14 protein-coding genes are annotated in these 16,041 nt (G+C 64.3%); 10 read left to right on the forward strand and 4 right to left on the reverse strand.

Features of this window, described 5'->3' with window-relative positions; genetic code table 11:
• Positions 1–91: 91 nt before the first annotated feature.
• The 4 genes from XH80_RS30795 to XH80_RS30810 all read left to right on the forward strand — a co-directional run bounded on the left by XH80_RS30795 (position 92) and on the right by XH80_RS30810 (position 3,062).
• Positions 92–1,282 carry a dihydrodipicolinate synthase family protein gene (locus XH80_RS30795; RefSeq protein WP_271601826.1) on the forward strand — a complete coding sequence of 397 codons (1,191 nt, stop codon included), beginning with the start codon at positions 92–94 and terminating at the stop codon, positions 1,280–1,282.
• Positions 1,282–2,145: a sugar phosphate isomerase/epimerase family protein gene (locus tag XH80_RS30800; RefSeq protein ID WP_271601827.1), complete on the forward strand. Its 864-nt coding sequence runs from the start codon at positions 1,282–1,284 to the stop codon at positions 2,143–2,145. Before XH80_RS30795 ends, XH80_RS30800 begins: the two co-directional genes overlap by 1 nt.
• Positions 2,146–2,251: 106 nt before the next feature.
• Positions 2,252–2,521 (forward strand): hypothetical protein, encoded by a 270-nt coding sequence (locus tag XH80_RS30805; protein WP_271601828.1) that lies wholly within the window; start codon positions 2,252–2,254, stop codon positions 2,519–2,521.
• 118 nt (positions 2,522–2,639) lie between these two features.
• Complete coding sequence (locus XH80_RS30810) at positions 2,640–3,062, forward strand: SgcJ/EcaC family oxidoreductase (protein ID WP_271601829.1); 423 nt, start codon at positions 2,640–2,642, stop codon at positions 3,060–3,062.
• Positions 3,063–3,130: 68 nt separating this feature from the next.
• Here the strand turns inward: XH80_RS30810 and XH80_RS30815 are convergent, their stop codons facing one another.
• The 4 genes from XH80_RS30815 to XH80_RS30830 form a co-directional block, all read right to left on the reverse strand.
• A complete protein-coding gene (locus tag XH80_RS30815; RefSeq protein WP_271601830.1) occupies positions 3,131–4,513 on the reverse strand; it encodes a Spy/CpxP family protein refolding chaperone in 1,383 nt (460 codons plus the stop codon).
• A 562-nt stretch (positions 4,514–5,075) separates the two neighbouring features.
• Complete coding sequence (rocD, locus tag XH80_RS30820) at positions 5,076–6,290, reverse strand: ornithine--oxo-acid transaminase (protein WP_271601831.1); 1,215 nt, start codon at positions 6,288–6,290, stop codon at positions 5,076–5,078.
• Between the two features lie 243 nt (positions 6,291–6,533).
• Complete coding sequence (locus tag XH80_RS30825) at positions 6,534–7,211, reverse strand: potassium channel family protein (protein ID WP_271601832.1); 678 nt, start codon at positions 7,209–7,211, stop codon at positions 6,534–6,536.
• 6 nt (positions 7,212–7,217) lie between these two features.
• Complete coding sequence (locus XH80_RS30830) at positions 7,218–8,450, reverse strand: cytochrome P450 (RefSeq protein WP_271601833.1); 1,233 nt, start codon at positions 8,448–8,450, stop codon at positions 7,218–7,220.
• A gap of 106 nt (positions 8,451–8,556) precedes the next feature.
• Between XH80_RS30830 and XH80_RS30835 the strand changes: the two genes are divergently transcribed.
• The 6 genes from XH80_RS30835 (at position 8,557) to XH80_RS30860 (ending at position 16,001) form a co-directional block, all read left to right on the forward strand.
• A complete protein-coding gene (locus XH80_RS30835; RefSeq protein ID WP_271601834.1) occupies positions 8,557–9,114 on the forward strand; it encodes a phosphonopyruvate decarboxylase in 558 nt (185 codons plus the stop codon).
• The gene (locus XH80_RS30840; RefSeq protein ID WP_271601835.1) at positions 9,111–9,701 is read left to right on the forward strand and encodes a thiamine pyrophosphate-dependent enzyme; all 591 of its coding nucleotides are present in this window, start codon (positions 9,111–9,113) and stop codon (positions 9,699–9,701) included. The genes XH80_RS30835 and XH80_RS30840 overlap by 4 nt, the downstream gene beginning before the upstream one ends.
• A 144-nt stretch (positions 9,702–9,845) precedes the next feature.
• On the forward strand, positions 9,846–10,547 hold the full coding sequence (locus XH80_RS30845; protein WP_271601836.1) for a TetR/AcrR family transcriptional regulator: 702 nt from the start codon (positions 9,846–9,848) through the stop codon (positions 10,545–10,547).
• A gap of 1 nt (position 10,548) precedes the next feature.
• Positions 10,549–11,742, forward strand: a complete 1,194-nt coding sequence (locus XH80_RS30850; protein WP_271601837.1) for an efflux RND transporter periplasmic adaptor subunit — start codon at positions 10,549–10,551, stop codon at positions 11,740–11,742.
• 68 nt (positions 11,743–11,810) lie between these two features.
• Positions 11,811–14,906: a MexW/MexI family multidrug efflux RND transporter permease subunit gene (locus XH80_RS30855; RefSeq protein ID WP_271601838.1), complete on the forward strand. Its 3,096-nt coding sequence runs from the start codon at positions 11,811–11,813 to the stop codon at positions 14,904–14,906.
• 114 nt (positions 14,907–15,020) lie between these two features.
• On the forward strand, positions 15,021–16,001 hold the full coding sequence (locus tag XH80_RS30860; RefSeq protein WP_271601839.1) for an ABC transporter substrate-binding protein: 981 nt from the start codon (positions 15,021–15,023) through the stop codon (positions 15,999–16,001).
• The last annotated feature ends 40 nt before the right edge of the window (positions 16,002–16,041 follow it).

Consider the following 16,041-nt stretch of genomic DNA (forward strand, 5'->3'; position numbering starts at 1 on the left):
TGCGAGCGAAGCGAAGCAATCCAGAGCCTTTCCGGAGAGGCAGTCTGGATTGCTTCGCTGCGCTCGCAATGACGGGGAGAGGTTCGAAGCAATGAACAAGTCTGTCCAGCCCATGTCGTCCCTGTCCCTCAAGCTGCCGAAGGCCGATCGCTCGATCGAGACCTACCGGTTAGCTGCCTCGCGCACGTTTCCCGCAAAGCTCGAGGGTCCGCTCAACCGCATCGCCTTCTCGGCCGTGCATACGGTCGCCGATCCCTTCGCCGACAACGATCCGTGGCTCTCCGTGGCGGTCGACTGGGACAAGACCATCGCCTTCCGCGAGCATGTCTGGGATCTCGGCCTCGGCGTTGCCGAAGCCATGGACACGGCGCAGCGCGGCATGGGGCTGGACTGGCCGACCTCGCTGGAGCTGATCACGCGTTCGGTCGCGGCCGCCAAGCGGCGCAACGCGCTGGTGTTCTCCGGTGCGGGCACTGATCATCTTGCTGTGGAGGATGCCAGGAGTCTCGACGACGTGATCCGCGCCTATGAGGAGCAGATCTCGGCGGTCGAGAAGGTCGGCGGCCGCATCATCCTGATGGCCTCGCGCGCGCTGTCAAAGATCGGCCGTGGCGCCGACGACTATGCCAAGGTCTATAACCGCGTGCTGTCGGGGGTGGCGCAGCCAGTGATCATCCATTGGCTCGGCGACATGTTCGATCCGGCCCTGACCGGATATTGGGGCACCAGCAATCTCGACAGAGCGATGGACATCGCGGTCGCCATCATCAACAACAACGCGGCCAAGGTCGATGGCGTCAAGGTCTCGCTGCTCGACAAGCAGCGCGAGATCGACATGCGCCGGCGCCTCGACAAACGCATCAAGATGTACACCGGCGACGACTTCAACTATGCGGAGCTGATTGCCGGCGACGAGAAGGGCTTTTCCCACGCGCTGCTCGGCATCTTCGACGCGATCGCACCGGCGGCATCTTACGCGCTGTCGAGGCTGGCGGCCGGCGACGAAGCTGGCTTCCACGACGTCCTCGGGCCGACGGTGCCGCTGTCGCGTCACATCTTCAAGGCGCCGACGCGCTTCTACAAGACCGGCGTCGTCTTCATGGCGTATCTCAACGGCCATCAGGACCATTTCACCATGGTCGGCGGGCAGGAGAGCGCGCGCTCCATGCTGCATCTGGCGGAGCTGTTCCGGCTCGCCGATCAGGCCGGCCTGCTTGCCAACCCCGAACTGGCGACGCGGCGGATGAAGACCGTGCTGGCCTCGCACGGACTGGAAGAGTGATGCGCGATTTTTCATCCGACCATCGCTGGCTGTCGCTCAACACGGCGACCGTCCGCAAGCAGGGTGACCTTGTTCAAATCATCGAGGCCTGCGTCAGGCACGGCATCCGCGCCATCGATCCCTGGCGCGATCAGGTCGCTTCTGTCGGTCTCGATCGTGCGGTGCGCGCCGTGCGTGATGCCGGCCTCGATCTCTCGGGCTATTGCCGCGGCGGCATGTTCACCTCTGACGCATCGCGCCGGGGCGAGGTGCGCGACGACAACCGCCGCTGCATCGACGAAGCCAAGGCGCTGGGTGCGTCCTGCGTAGTGCTGGTCGTCGGTGGCCTGCCGCAATATTCGCGCCCCGGCAGCGAGGCCTCGAAGGACATCGCGGCGGCGCGGGGGCAGGTCGAGGAGGCGCTCGCCGACATGCTCGACTATGCCAAACAGGCAAACCTGCCGCTGGCGATCGAGCCGCTGCATCCAGCCTATGCCGCCGACCGCGCCTGCGTGAACACCACAAAGCAGGCGCTCGACATCTGCGACCGGCTCGACCCCGGCCGCAGCGGAATGCTCGGCGTCGCGCTCGACGTGTATCACATCTGGTGGGACCCGGAGCTGATGGACCAGATCGCGCGCGCCGGCAAGAATCGCTTGCTCGCGTTCCATGTCTGCGACTGGCTGGTCCCGACCAAGGACATCCTCAACGATCGCGGCATGATGGGCGACGGCGTCATCGACATCAAATCGGTGCGCGCCGCCGTCGAGGCGCAAGGCTATGCCGGCTATTCGGAGATCGAGATTTTCTCCAACGAGTGGTGGAGCAAGCCGATGGACGAGGTGTTGCGCACCTGCATCGAGCGGCACCGGACGGTGGTGTAGGTCCACACGTGCAGCCCTCACGGGCAACGTAGCTTCGGCGCAGCCGATAAAGTCGTCCGTCGAGACCGCTGAGCCTCCGGCGATCGCCGGGAAGCCCTCCATTGCCGTGCTGCCTTTCGTCTGCTTTTCCGAGGAGCGCGAATTCAAATTCCTGACGGAGGCAATGAGCGAAGATTTGATTACGATGTTAGCGCGGATTCCCGGCTTCATCGTCATCGCCCGGCAATCGGCGTTCGCTTACCAGGGCCGCTTGGTCGATAGCCGTCAGATCGGGCGCTTCTGGGTCCTCTCTGGACCGAGGCGTCGACAAGCTCGCAGTGACCATCCCCACGACGCTGCCAGGGCGGAACGGATGTTGGGCAAGCCTGGCTGCTAGCGGCCCCTTGGTTTCAATCGGGAAGCTTGGGTTCGGGCTGGGCCGGTCTGTTTCTTTTCCACCGCCAACCGGCCGTGCTACGCTGCCCGGATTGGAGTTCGCAGGGGGAATTGAAAAAATGATTTATCGCTCCTTGGCAATCCTGGTCGTGCTGCTATCGATATCCGCGGCGAAGGCCGGACCAAACGAAGACGCCGTGGCGGCGCGCGCACAGTGGGAGCAGGTCTATAATTCCGGTGATGCGGAGAAGTTTGCCGCGATCTACACCAAGGACGCCATGCTGTTCGGCTCGACGGCTCAGCTGTTCACCGGCACGGACGGCGTGCGCAGCTATTTCAGCAAGCTGCCGCCGGGCATCAAGGTGAAAATGGGCGACCAGCAGGCGATCGCGGCAGGGCCCGACGCGTTGTTGAGCTCCGGCTTCGCCGACTTCACGCTGCCCAACGGCACCGTGTTGCCCTTCCGCCTGACCCTGGCCTGGGTGAAGGTGGACGACAAATGGCTGGTGGCGCAGCATCACGGCTCACTCGTGCCGAAGTAAGCCCGGGATGAAGGCTGCCACTTCATCTATGAGCTCTCCGCGATGCGTGTGCTCTGGGTCGCGCCACCTTACGGGCCTGCGACCCGTTGCAGCGTGTTGAAGCGCGCCTTCTGCTCGCTGCTCAGCGTGGCATAGAATTCGTCCAGGGCCGGTTCGACCAGCTTGGCGGCCGACAGCATGGCCTCGAGCCGGTGCTGCATCGCCTCCAGCCGTCCGACCGGCGTCAGCGGCGCATCGTTCGGACAGGCCGCCTGGAGGCTCTCGACGCCCTTTGCCGTCGCTTCGCTGAGGCGGGCCAGCGCCTCCTTCTGCTTGCCTGCCGGGTGGAGCACGGCCTCGATCCTTTGGATCGGCAATTGTGTCAAACCGGACTTCGGATCGCCGCAGCCCTCGGCACTCGCTTGCTGCTGCGGCGGCGAGCGGTCGCCGACATTGGGGCCGAGCGCGTTGAAGCGGGCCTGCTGTTCGTCACTGAGCGAGTTGTAGAAATTCTCTAGTGCCGGTCGCACGATCTTGACCGCTTCCAGCGTCGCACTGATGCGGTTTTCCATCGCCCGCAAGCGGCCCGGCGGGGTCAGCGCATAGGTCTCTGCGCAGGAGTCCTTGAACACACCAGCGGCGTTGGCCGCCGCGGTCTTCAACTCGTCGAGCAGCGCGCGTTGCTCTGGCGTCGGCCGCACCGCCCGCGCAATGTCGGCAAGCGGCCACGCGGTGACGCCCTTGTCCGGGGTGCCGCACAATTGCTGTAGCGTTTGCGGGCTCACGCTCGCGCGCCGGCGTGCGGGATAGCCGCCGCCGGCTTGCGGAGTGTCAGACGGGCTGATGCTGGCATAGGCAGAATAGGGGCTGTCACCGCCCCAATACACGGTGTCGACGAAGTCGTCATATGCGTACGCCCAATAGCCGGGGTCATAGGCATAGGACCAGAACGTGTAGTCGAAGATGTCGGAATAAGCGTAAGGCCAGAACACCGGCCCGAGCCACGCCACGAAGATCGCAGGATGGCGGTGCCGCCAGGCCTCTCGGGGAGCCCAGCCGCTTTGGCGGGTGACGAGCGCCGCCTGGCCTAGCGGAGTGCCCTGCTCGCGGAATCGCTCGGTAAACCGTCCGCGCGTGGCGGCTTGCACAGCGGCCGCAGCAGCTGCCGTGCGCCCGGCTGGCGCCCTTAGCCCAAGCCGCTGCTGGCGCGCCAGGTCGTTTTGCTGCGCGCGCTGCTCACGCTCGAGCAAGCGGTTCTGCGCCTGGAGCGTTCGTTGCTGTGCGCGCAATGCCCGCGCGCCCTCCGGCTTCTGCGACTGGAGTTGCTGCATGCGCTGCTGCAGGCGATCGATGCGGGTCTGGCGCTCTGCGGTCTGGCGCGACAGCATGTCGTGCTGGCGCTGCTGAATCTGCTGCTGACGCTGTTGCGCGCGCTGTTCGATCTGATCCCGTCGCGACAGCCGCTCGCTCACGGCTGGCGGTCCGCTCGGGCGGGAGGGGGCGGCGATATGCGGCGTCGGCCGCGGTGCCATGGCCGGGCGTTGCGGCGCTGCCGGGGCCCGATGGAATTCAGGCCGCGGCGCCGCGATGTGCGGGGCAGCGCGCGGTGCCGGCGCAGCGAAGTGTGGGGCCGGACGCGGTGGCGGTGCGGCGATGTGCGGCGCCGGATGAGGTGCCATGGCCGGTCGCTGCGGCATGGCAGGCGGATGGAACGCCGGCGCGGCAGGACGCGCGATGGCTGGTGGCGCGGCGGGACGCGCCATGGCTGGCGGTGCCGCCGGACGGGCCATCGCAGGTGGCGCCGCTGGATGGGCAGCCGGTGCCGGTGGTCCACCCTTTCCATGATTTTGGGCAGACGCGCCGACGCTTACCGCCAGCATCGAGACACCAACCAAAACAGCCCTAAGGCGAACGCCATGCGGAAGCATGATCGTGGCTCCCAGCTCCTAATCGCCCACAACTTTCAACGCGCAGGTGGCGGAATCGTTCGTTGCCGGCGACGGCCGGCGTTGCGATCTTCCGACGCAGGCAGCCTCAAGAGAAATCCTGCGTCAGGGTGGTGGCGAACCGCTCCAGCGCCCAGTCGACCTGTTCGCTGGTGAGCACCAGCGGCGGGGCGATCCGGATGGTGTGCTCATGGGTATCCTTGGCGAGGATGCCCTTGCCCTGGAGCGCCTCGCAATAGCGGCGGGCGGGGCCGGCCTCGGGATAAAGCTCGACCGCCAGCATCAGGCCGCGCCCGCGCACTTCGCGGATCGTGTTGGCGCGAATGTCCTTCAGGCCATCCAGAAAGCGCGCGCCCTGAAGTGCCGCGTTCTCGATCATGCCTTCCTCGACCAGGACGCGCATCGCGGCGCGGGCCACCGCGCAGGCAAGCGGATTGCCGCCGAAGGTCGAACCGTGCTGCCCGGGTCGGAGTGTCCCTAGGACGTCGTTGTTCGAGAGCACGGCCGACACCGGATAGAAGCCGCCGGACAGGGCCTTGCCGAGCAGCGTCACGTCCGCCTCGATGCCCTCGTGCTGCTCGGCGAGCAGCTTGCCGGTGCGGCCGAGCCCGGTCTGGATCTCGTCGAGCACCAGCATGATGTTGTTGGCGGTGCAGAGCTCGCGCACTTCAGTGAAATAGCCGGAAGGGGGAATGATGACGCCGGCTTCGCCCTGGATCGGCTCGACCAGGAAGGCGACGGTGTTTGGCGTGATCGCTGCCTCGAGGGCGGTGGCATCGCCGAACGGGATGATCCTGAAGCCCGGCGCGAACGGCCCGAAGTGCCCGTGTGTCTCGGGGTCGGTCGAAAAGCCGACGATGCCCAGCGTGCGTCCGTGGAAATTGTTGGCGCAGACGATGATCTCGGCCTGGCCGTCCGGCACGCCCTTGACCTCATAGCCCCATTTGCGCACTGACTTGATCGCACTTTCAACCGCCTCGGCACCGCTGTTCATCGGCAGCACCTTGTGGGAGCCGGTCAGCGCCGCAATCTCCTCGTAGAACGGGGCGAGCTGGTCGTTGTGGAAGGCGCGCGAGGTGAGCGTCAGCCGGTGCGCCTGTTCCACCATCGCCGCCAGGATCTTCGGGTGGCAGTGGCCCTGGCTCACTGCGGAATAGGCGGAGAGGCAATCGAGGTAACGTTTGCCCTCGGTATCCCAGACCCAGACCCCTTCGCCGCGTGTCAGGACGACCCCGATCGGCTGGTAATTCTGGGCGCCAAAGCGTGCTTCCGTTGCGAGGAGATCAATGACCGACCTGCTCATCTGTCGTCACTCCATGGCTGCCTGCGCCGGGGGCAAGCGGCCGTGCTCAAGCTGATGTGGGTATCGGTCTGTCCGAGCGGAAGCCTTCACCTGCCCGATAGCGCGGCGCGGCCGGGTGATTGCGCGTCCAGCGCTGATTTGCCCGGCAAGTCAATTGCTTCGGCGAATCCGCAAGGCATCCTGCGCCGATCCATGCTCTACTGTGCATGGGGTTGTTTTCGACTTTTGGTCGGCGGCGGCCAATCAGGAGTCCTGCCTGCGATGCTCGATTTCGAGCGTGACCAGGCGCGCCAGCAGCGTGGCCGGATAGAGCTGGCCGAAAATGGCTTCCATGTTGCACAGGCTGCGCGCGACGGGGTGCAGCGGCGCGACGTCGCCATATCCGGTCGTGGTCATCGTCGCGAAGCTGAAATAGATCACCTCGCTCGCAAGGCTCGGACTGTCCTCCACCTTCATGCTGACAAAGGCGGCCGGATCGAGCGAGCCGATGAAAGTGTAGAGCGCCGCGAAGATCACGGCGACCGTGAGATACAGCAGCACGGCACCGATCACCCGATGATAGGTCACGCGCCCCGGCGCAAAGGTCTGCCGCGCCACCGCCCAGGCCATCGTCGTTCCCACGATGAACCAGGAGCCGGCAAACAGATTGAGGTCGAGGATGGATGGCGATCTGATCCGCAAGATCGCGCCTGTCACGATCATGCCGAGCGCGATCAGCATGCCGAGCACTGCGATGGGGCTGCCTGAGATCACGAAGATGCCGACGACGAGCAGCAGCGCCAGCACGAGTTCGGACACCTGGAATGCGAACAGCCCCAGCGCCTGCAACGGCGCGATCACGAACATCATGAGCACCATCAGCACGGTCAGCACCGTGAGGGCAGGATCGGCCCAGCGTTCGCGCAATTGATCGATGGTCATCACGCCTCAGCCGATCGAGCAGGGGACGCTCAGGAAGCCACGGAACCGCACCCGGCCGCCGCGCACCGGCTGGCCGCTCACGGCAAAGTTCGGGAAGCGCGCCAGGAAACGCGAGATCGCGATCGCGCCTTCGAGCCGCGCCAGCGCCATGCCGGCGCATTGATGCGCACCGGTGGCGAAGGCAAGGTGCCGGTTCGGCGTGCGCGCGACGTCGAAGCGCTCAGGATCGGGAAACTGCGCGGGGTCGCGGTTGGCCGCGCCAATGCACAGCGTCACCGACGTGCCGGCCTCGAGCATGACGCCGCCGAGCTCGACCTTCTCGGTGGTCATGCGATTGCCGAGTTGGTTCGAGCTTTCGTAGCGGAGGATCTCTTCGACGGCGGTCTTGATCACGTCAGGATTGTCGGTCAGCCGCTGCTTCTGGTCGGGATACCGGTCGAGCGCGACTAGGCCGTTGCCGATCAGATTGGTCGTAGTCTCGTGGCCGGCATTGAGCAGGAAGATGCAATTGTGCAGCAGCTCCTTCTCGGTCAGCCGCTCGCCGTTCTCCTCGGCGTTGCCTTCTCCTTGGATCAGGCGTGTCAGCACGTCACGGTCGGGATTGCCCGGCTTTTGCCGCCGCCGCGCGACCAGCGTTTCGAGATAGGCGAGGAAATCCGTCACCGCCCTGTTGCCGCGTGCGGCCGCCTCGGCTGACACGACCGGCTCGAGCGCGCCCAGGATTGCCAGCGACCAGTCGCGCAGCGGCGCGCGTTCGTCACGGGGCACGTCGAGCAGATTGCCGATCACCTCGATCGGGATCGAGGCCGCGAAATCCTCGATCAGCTCGCAATGGCCCTTGGCGGCGATGGCATCGAGCAGGCCGTCGACCAGCTTGACGAGGTCGCCCTCCATGCCGGCGATCGCGCGCGGCGACAGCGCGCCCATGATCAGACGCCGCACGCGGGTGTGGGCGGGCGGATCGTTGAAGACGAGGCTGGTGGTGTGATGCTCGTAGAGCGGCGTGTCGCCGTATTTCGGCGCGAACTCGCGCTTCTTGTCCGAGCTGAACGATCTTGTGTTCTTGTAGGTGGTGACGAGGTCGTCATAGCGCGTCAGGAATACGGTGCCGCTCGCAAGCCGCTTGACCGGTTCGTTCTCCCGCAGTGCACGATAGGTCGGGTAGGGATCGTCGTAGAATTCGCTGGTCAGCTTCGCCAGATCGAAACCGGCCGCCAATTCTTTCGCACTTGCGTTCATCCGCCATACTCGCCTGATGAGACCGATATGCCATTTTCGCTCTTTCGAGCCGTGCGGATCACCGTCTACAGTCTCGCGGTGATTTGCTAGCCGACCGGACAGAAAAATGCACGCCCGCGCTGACGCTGCCGACACGACGGCGCCGGAGTCAAAGACTCTTTGGCCCGACGACATTTTCGAGACCCTGCAACGCTTCGACGTCCGGCAGGTGCCTTACGTGCCCGACGCCGGCCATTCCAGGCTGATCCAGCGCGTGCTGGCCACGTCCACGATGCGCGGCATTCCCCTGACCACGGAAGAGGAGGGCGTGGCGCTGCTCGCCGGCGCCTGGACCGGCGGCCAGCGCGGCGTGCTGCTGATGCAGTCGAGCGGCGTCGGCAATTGCATCAACATGCTGTCGCTGATCCCGATCCTGCGCTTTCCGTTCCTCAGCCTCGTGACCATGCGCGGCGAGTGGGGCGAGTTCAATCCGTGGCAGGTGCCGATGGGCTCGACCACGCAGGGCGTGCTCGAACTCTCCGGCATCAAGGTGCTGCGTGCCTCGAACGCAGCCGAGGTGCCGGCTGTGCTCGAAGCCGCCGCGGCGCAGGCGTACAACGCGCTCACGCCCACCGCCGTCCTGCTGTCGCAGCGCCTGATCGGCGCCAAGGTCTTCACCAAATGAGCAAGGCTAATCTCCTCGACCGCCGAAAGGTGGTCTCCGCGCTGCTGGCTGATCGCAAGGACGCCGTTGCCGTCGGCGGCCTCGGTGCTTCCACCAACGACATCACTGCGGCGGGCGATCATGCCCGCAACTTCTATCTCTGGGGCGGCATGGGCGGCGCTGCGATGATCGGGCTGGGGCTCGCGCTGGCGCAACCGAAACTGCCGGTGCTGGTCATTACCGGCGACGGCGAGATGCTGATGGGCATGGGCAGCCTTGCCACCATCGGGGTGCAGAAGCCGTCCAATCTCTCAATCGTCGTGCTCGACAACGAAGCCTATGGCGAGACCGGCGGCCAGACCAGCCACACTTCGGCTGCCGCCGACCTGGCCGGCGTCGCCAGGGCCTGTGGCATCGCCGATAGCCGGGCAATCTCGACCATGGCTGAGGTCGAAGCCTTCGCCAAAGCCATCCACGACCTCTCGGCAGGGCCGCGCTTTGCCAATGTGAAGATCGACAGCGCCAACGTCGAACGGATCCTGCCGAGCCGGGACGGGACTTACATCGTCAATCGGATCCGCGGCGAGCTCGGCTTCCGGCCGATCTGACCCCCAGCCCCTGAATCTGGTCCCCGTGGGCGACGCTCTCCCCGCGGAGGTAAGATGTGACCAATTTCCAACAGTTCCCGCCCATTTAGGTTGCGCCGCACCATTTGACTTGACTTTTGCGTGGGTGAGTGCTTACTCACTAGCATGAGCACATTGCGTATGACGAGCGACCTGAGGCGTCAATTGATCCTCGGAGCCGCAAAGCGTTGCTTTGCCCGACACGGCTATAACGGCACCACGACCAAGAGCGTGGCGGCCGCCGCTGCCATTTCCGAGGCGCTGCTCTTCAAGCATTTCCCGTCCAAGGCGGCGCTGTATGCCGAAATCCTCAGCGACGAGTGCGAGGCGGATCCGGCGCTGATGGACCTGCTCGAGCGGGAGCCATCGACGGCCACCTTGGTCGAGCTGATCCGGGGCATGGTCCAGCATTTCCTGGAGATCGCCGACGGCCCCGACCAGGAAGACGCCCAGCGGCTGCGACTGATGGCCACCAGCCACCTGGATGATGGCGAATTCGCTCGTTTGTTATATGCAAAGATCGAGACGCTGATCGGAGCGGTTTTCGTCGCCTCGCTCGAACGCGCCGTCGCCGCCGGGGATGCGCGGCCCTGTGGCGGCGAACCGCTCAACCTGTTCTGGTTTGCGCATCATACGGTGATGACCGCCGCGCTGACCAGGCTGCCTTCAGTGCATTGTCTCGCCTATGGCGGGGCGAACGATCTGGAGCGGCAGCTTTGTGAGTTTCTCCTGAGAGGCATCGGACTTAACGACGCCGCAATTGCTTCGCATCTGGGCCATCAATTGGCCCCGGGTGTGGACAAGACGGCGATTGCAGAGAGCGCATGACATGAACATCGTAGCCGAACACAAGATTTCGGGCGAACCGATCGACAGCAAGGCCCCCAAGCGCCCGGTTCGGCCGGTGCTCTGGTTCATCATCGTCGGCACGCTTCTCGGCGTGCTCGTCGGTGGTCTCGTCTGGTTCAATTATTTCCGGGGCCAGATGATCAAGCAGTTCTTCGCCAACAACAAGCCGCCGCCGACCATGGTCAGCGCGGCCGAAGCGAAGTCCGAGGTGGTACCGAACCTGCTCACTGCGGTCGGCGGCCTCGCCGCAGTCCACCAGGTCGACGTCACTGCCGACGTCAATGGACGCGTCACCGAGATCAAGTTCGAGCCGGGCGCCCATGTCGAAGCCGGCACGCCGCTGGTGCAGCTGTTCGACGCGCCCGAGCAGGGCGATCTCGCCAACTACAAGGCGCAGGCAACCGTCGCGCAGCTCTCGCTGGACCGCGCCAAGCAGCTGGCATCGCGCCAGTTCGGCCCGCAGGCCACGGTGGACCAAGCTCAGGCCGCCTACGACCAGGCAATGGCCGGCATCGCCAAGACCGAGGCCCTGATCTCGCAGAAGCTGGTCCGTGCACCGTTCTCCGGCGAGCTCGGCGTGCGCAAAGTCGAGGTCGGACAATATCTCACAGCTGGCACCGCGATCGTGTCGCTGACCGATCTGTCGGAGCTGTGGGCCAACTTTACGGTGACGGAAAAGGACTCGGGCAACCTCAAGGTTGGCCAGCCGGTCCGGCTGAAGGTCGATGCCTATCCGGGGCGCACCTTCGACGGCAAGATCACCACGATCGAGCCGCAGATCGCCGCCGACACCCGCAACATTCGCGTGCAGGCGACGATCGCCAACCCGGAGAAGATCCTGAAGCCGGGCATGTTCGTGACCACCACGGTGGTGCTGCCGGACAAGCCGGCCGTGATCACCGTTCCGGAAACGGCCGTCGACTATACGCTGTACGGCGACTCCGTGTTCATGATCACCGAGAAGCAGGGCGAGGACGGCAAGACGACGCTGAGCGCAGTGCGCACCTTCGTGCAGACCGGCAATCGGGTCAACGGTCGCGTCGAGATCATCAAGGGCGTGAAGGCGGGCGACAAGGTCGTCGCCGTCGGCCAGCTCAAGCTGCAGTCGGGCGCCGCTGTCGCAATTTCGACCGATCCGGCTCCGCCGATCCCGGCGCAGCCCCCGCGCTACTGACAGTACACTCGCGTGATCCGGCCCGGCCGGATCACGTCTCTTGAGACATAGAAGTCGAGATCGCCGCGATGGCCTTTACTGATATTTTCATCAAGCGCCCGGTTCTGTCGGTCGTCGTCAGCCTGTTGATCCTGCTGATCGGCCTGCGCGCGGCGATGGTGCTGCCGATCCGGCAGTACCCGAAGCTGTCGAACACAGTCATCAACATCACGACCGTCTATCCCGGCGCGTCCGCGGATTTGATCCAGGGCTTCATCACGACGCCGATCGAGCAGGCGGTCGCCTCGGCCGAGGGCGTGGACTACATGACCTCGTCCTCGGTGCTCGGCACCTCGACCATCCAGGTCTACATCAAGCTGAACTTCGACCCGAACCAGGCGCTCACCGAGGTGCTGGCCAAGACGAACTCGGTCAAGTACCTGATTCCGAAGGAATCGAACGACCCGATCGTCACCAAGACCACAGGCCAGACCACGGCCGTGATGTATCTCGGCTTCTCCTCAGAGGAACTGTCAGGCTCGGCGATCTCGGACTATCTGACGCGTGTGGTGCAGCCGGTGCTGTCGACCGTCGACGGCGTCGCCTCGGCCGACATTCTTGGTGGCCAGACCTTTGCGATGCGGCTCTGGCTTGATCCCGTGAAGATGGCCGGCCGCAGTGTGTCGCCGGCGGATGTTGCGGCCGCAATCACGGCCAACAACTTCCAATCCGCGGCGGGCCAGACCAAGGGCTATCTCATCGTTTCCAACATCTCGACGAACACCAGCCTGACGGACGTCAACCAGTTCAGGAAGATGATCGTGAAGGCCAAGGACGGTGGCTTCGTCCGGATGGAGGACATCGCCACGGTCGAGCTTGCGGCGCAGAGCACCGACGCGAGTGTTGCCTTCAACGGGGAGCATGCGATCTTCATCGGTGTGAACGCGACGCCGCAGGGCAATCCGCTGACGCTGGTCAAGGGTGTAAGGGCGCTGTTCCCGGAGCTCGAGCGCAACCTGCCGCCGTCGATGAAGATGAAGGTCGCCTATGACTCGACCAAGTTCATCCAATCCTCGATCGACGAAGTGGAGAAGACGCTTGGCGAAGCCGTGATCATCGTGATCGTGGTGATCTTCCTGTTCCTGGCCTCGCTGCGTTCGGTCATCATTCCTGTTGTCACCATCCCGTTGTCGATGATCGGCGTCTGCACTCTGATGCTGGCGCTGGGATTCAGCTTCAATCTGCTGACCTTGCTCGCGATGGTGCTCGCGATCGGCCTCGTGGTCGACGACGCCATCGTGGTGGTGGAGAACATCCACCGGCATCTCGAGGAGGGAAAGACGCCGGTGCAGTCGGCGCTCGAAGGCGCGCGTGAGATCGTCGGTCCCGTCGTGTCGATGACCATCACGCTTGCCGCAGTGTATGCCCCGATCGGCTTCCTCGGCGGTCTCACCGGTTCGCTTTTCCGGGAATTCGCCTTCACGCTCGCCGGATCAGTGATCGTATCGGGCGTGATTGCGCTGACCCTGTCGCCGATGATGTGCTCGGTGCTGCTCAAGAACACCGAAGAAGGCCGCTTCGCCAAGCTGGTCAACAAGGTGTTCGGCGCACTGACGCGCTGGTATGGCCGCAGGCTCGACCGGTCGCTCGATTACAAGGCAATTACCGGCCTGTTCGCAATCACGATCCTCGGGCTCGTCGGCTTCCTCTATATGCACACCTCGAAGGAACTGGCACCTGAGGAAGACCAGGGCATCGTGTTCGCAGTGACCAAGGCGCCGAAATACGCCAATATCGACTATGTCGATTTCTACGGCGACAAGCTCGACAAGAAATTTCAGAGCTTCCCGGAGACCGATCTGCGCTTCGTGCTGAACGGCATCAATGGCCCGCAGGGCGGCATCGCCGGCATGCTGCTCAAGCCCTGGGAAGAGCGCAAGCGATCGTCGATCGCGCTGAAGCCGCTGGTGCAGGCCGAGCTCTCCAAGATCGAGGGCGTGCAGGCGTTCGCGTTCAATCTGCCGCCGCTGCCGGGTGGTCCGGGCGGTCTGCCGGTGCAGATGGTCATCAATTCCACCGCGAGCTACCAGACCGTCTTTGAGCAGATGGAGAGGCTGAAGGACGCTGCGCGCAAGAGCGGCATGTTCATCGTTTCCGACAGCGACCTCGCCTTTAACCAGCCCAGCGTTGTGGTCACGATCGACCGTAACAAGGCACAGGATCTCGGCGTCAACATGCAGAACCTCGGCAGTACGCTCGCGGTTCTGCTCGGCGGCAACTACATCAATCGCTTCAATCTCGAGGGCCGCTCCTACCAGGTGATCCCGCAGGTGCCGCGCGCCAACAGACTGTCACCGGAATCGCTTGGCGGTTACTATGTGACGACCAGCACCGGCCAACAGCTCCCGCTGTCGACCGTGGTCTCGATCCAGACCAAGACCGATCCGAATTCGCTGACGCACTACAATCAGCTCAACTCGGCGACGTTCTCGGCCGTGCCGATGCCCGGCGTGACCGTCGGCGCCGCGGTTGACTTCCTCGAGAGCGAGGCCAAGAAGCTGCCGCAAGGCTTCAGCCACGACTATCTCGCGGATTCCAGACAGTATGTGCAGGAGGGCAATCAGCTCGCGATCACCTTCGGGTTCGCGCTGATCATCATCTTCCTGGTGCTGGCGGCCCAGTTCGAGAGCTTGCGTGATCCGCTGGTGATCATGATCTCGGTGCCGATGGCGATCGTCGGTGCGTTGATTCCGCTGTTCTTCGGCGTGGCGACCATGAACATCTACACCCAGGTCGGTCTGCTCACCCTGGTTGGCCTGATCACCAAGCACGGCATCCTGATGGTGGAGTTCGCCAACGAGCTCCAGGTGAATGAACGGCTGGACCGCCGATCGGCCATCGAAATGTCGGCCCGCATCCGCCTGCGGCCGATCTTGATGACGACGGCTGCGATGGTGACCGGCCTGATCCCGCTGCTGACTGCGACCGGCGCCGGCGCAGCCAGCCGCTTCTCGATCGGCCTCGTGGTCGTCGCCGGCATGTCGATCGGTACGCTGTTCACGCTCTTTGTCCTACCCGCAGTTTACGTCGTGCTGGCGACCGACCATCGTGCGGCCGCCGATTCCGAGCGTACCAAGCAGGTCAACGAGCTCGACCTCAACGCCAAGGCGCTTCGGCCGACCTGAGGCCGGCCGAATCAAAGATTGCAGGGCGGCAATGGCCATCGCCATTGCCGCTTTTTTCTTGTCTCGTGCTAGACTTGGCTGGCGTGCTATTGCGCCAGGGGCAAGGGAGACGTGATGAGGCGGCGCGAATTCCTGGCAGGGCTCGGCTGTGTCTCGCTGTTGGGGCCGTGCTCGGCCGCGGCTCAGAGCGACAGGATGTTCCGTCTGGGCACGCTGACGCCGATCGCACCGATCACGGAGACCAGTCCTGGCGGCAAGATCCTGATCAAGGTGCTCGGCGAGCGCGGTTTCAAGCTTGGCCAGAACTTGGCCATTGAAGCGCGCGGGGCGGCGGGCGACGTCGCGAAGCTCCCCGCGCTGATTGCAGAGCTGAAGGCTGCGAAAGTCGATGCCGTCGTGATCGTTGGCTATCCGACGGCAATGGCGGCCAAAGCGGCCGACATTCCCACCGTGGCGGCCAGTGGCATCGGTGATCCCGTCGAGACCAGGCTGATCGAGAGCCTGGCGCATCCAGGCGGCAAAATCACCGGGATTTCGGACGTCGCAGCGACACTCAGCGCCAAGCGGCTGTCGCTGCTCAAGGACATGTCGCCGAAATTGACCAAGGTCGCAATGCTCTGGAACAAGGACGACCTCGGCATGACAATGCGCTACCAGGCGTCCGCGAAGGCTGCACAGGCGCTCGGGCTGTCCGTGCAGGCGTTAGGTGTCCGCGAACCCGATGATTTCGAGGAGGCTTTCTCCGTGATGAATGCCGATCCGCCGGACGGCATCCTGATGGTGGCCGACGCACTCACCATTCTCAACCGCAAGCGCGTGTACGAATTCGCCGTCCACCGGAAACTGCCGGCGATCTACGAAAATGCCGATCTCGCTCGCGACGGAGGGCTGATGTCTTACGGAGCGGATGTGCTGGAATCCTTCGAGCGGGCGGCCGCCCTCGTCGCCCGCATTTTCAACGGTGCCAATCCCGGCGATCTGCCATTCGAGCAGCCGACCCGCTATCCCCTGGTGATCAATCTGAAGACGGCCAAGGCCACCGGCCTTGAAATTCCCCCGACCTTGCTTGCACTTGCCGACGAGGTCATCGAGTAACCTTGCCCGCCGTGGCGAGAGACAAGGTGCGGCCTTCTTG

The organism is Bradyrhizobium sp. CCBAU 45384 (assembly GCF_028128665.1).
In the GTDB taxonomy this organism is placed as follows: Bacteria; Pseudomonadota; Alphaproteobacteria; order Rhizobiales; family Xanthobacteraceae; genus Bradyrhizobium; species Bradyrhizobium manausense.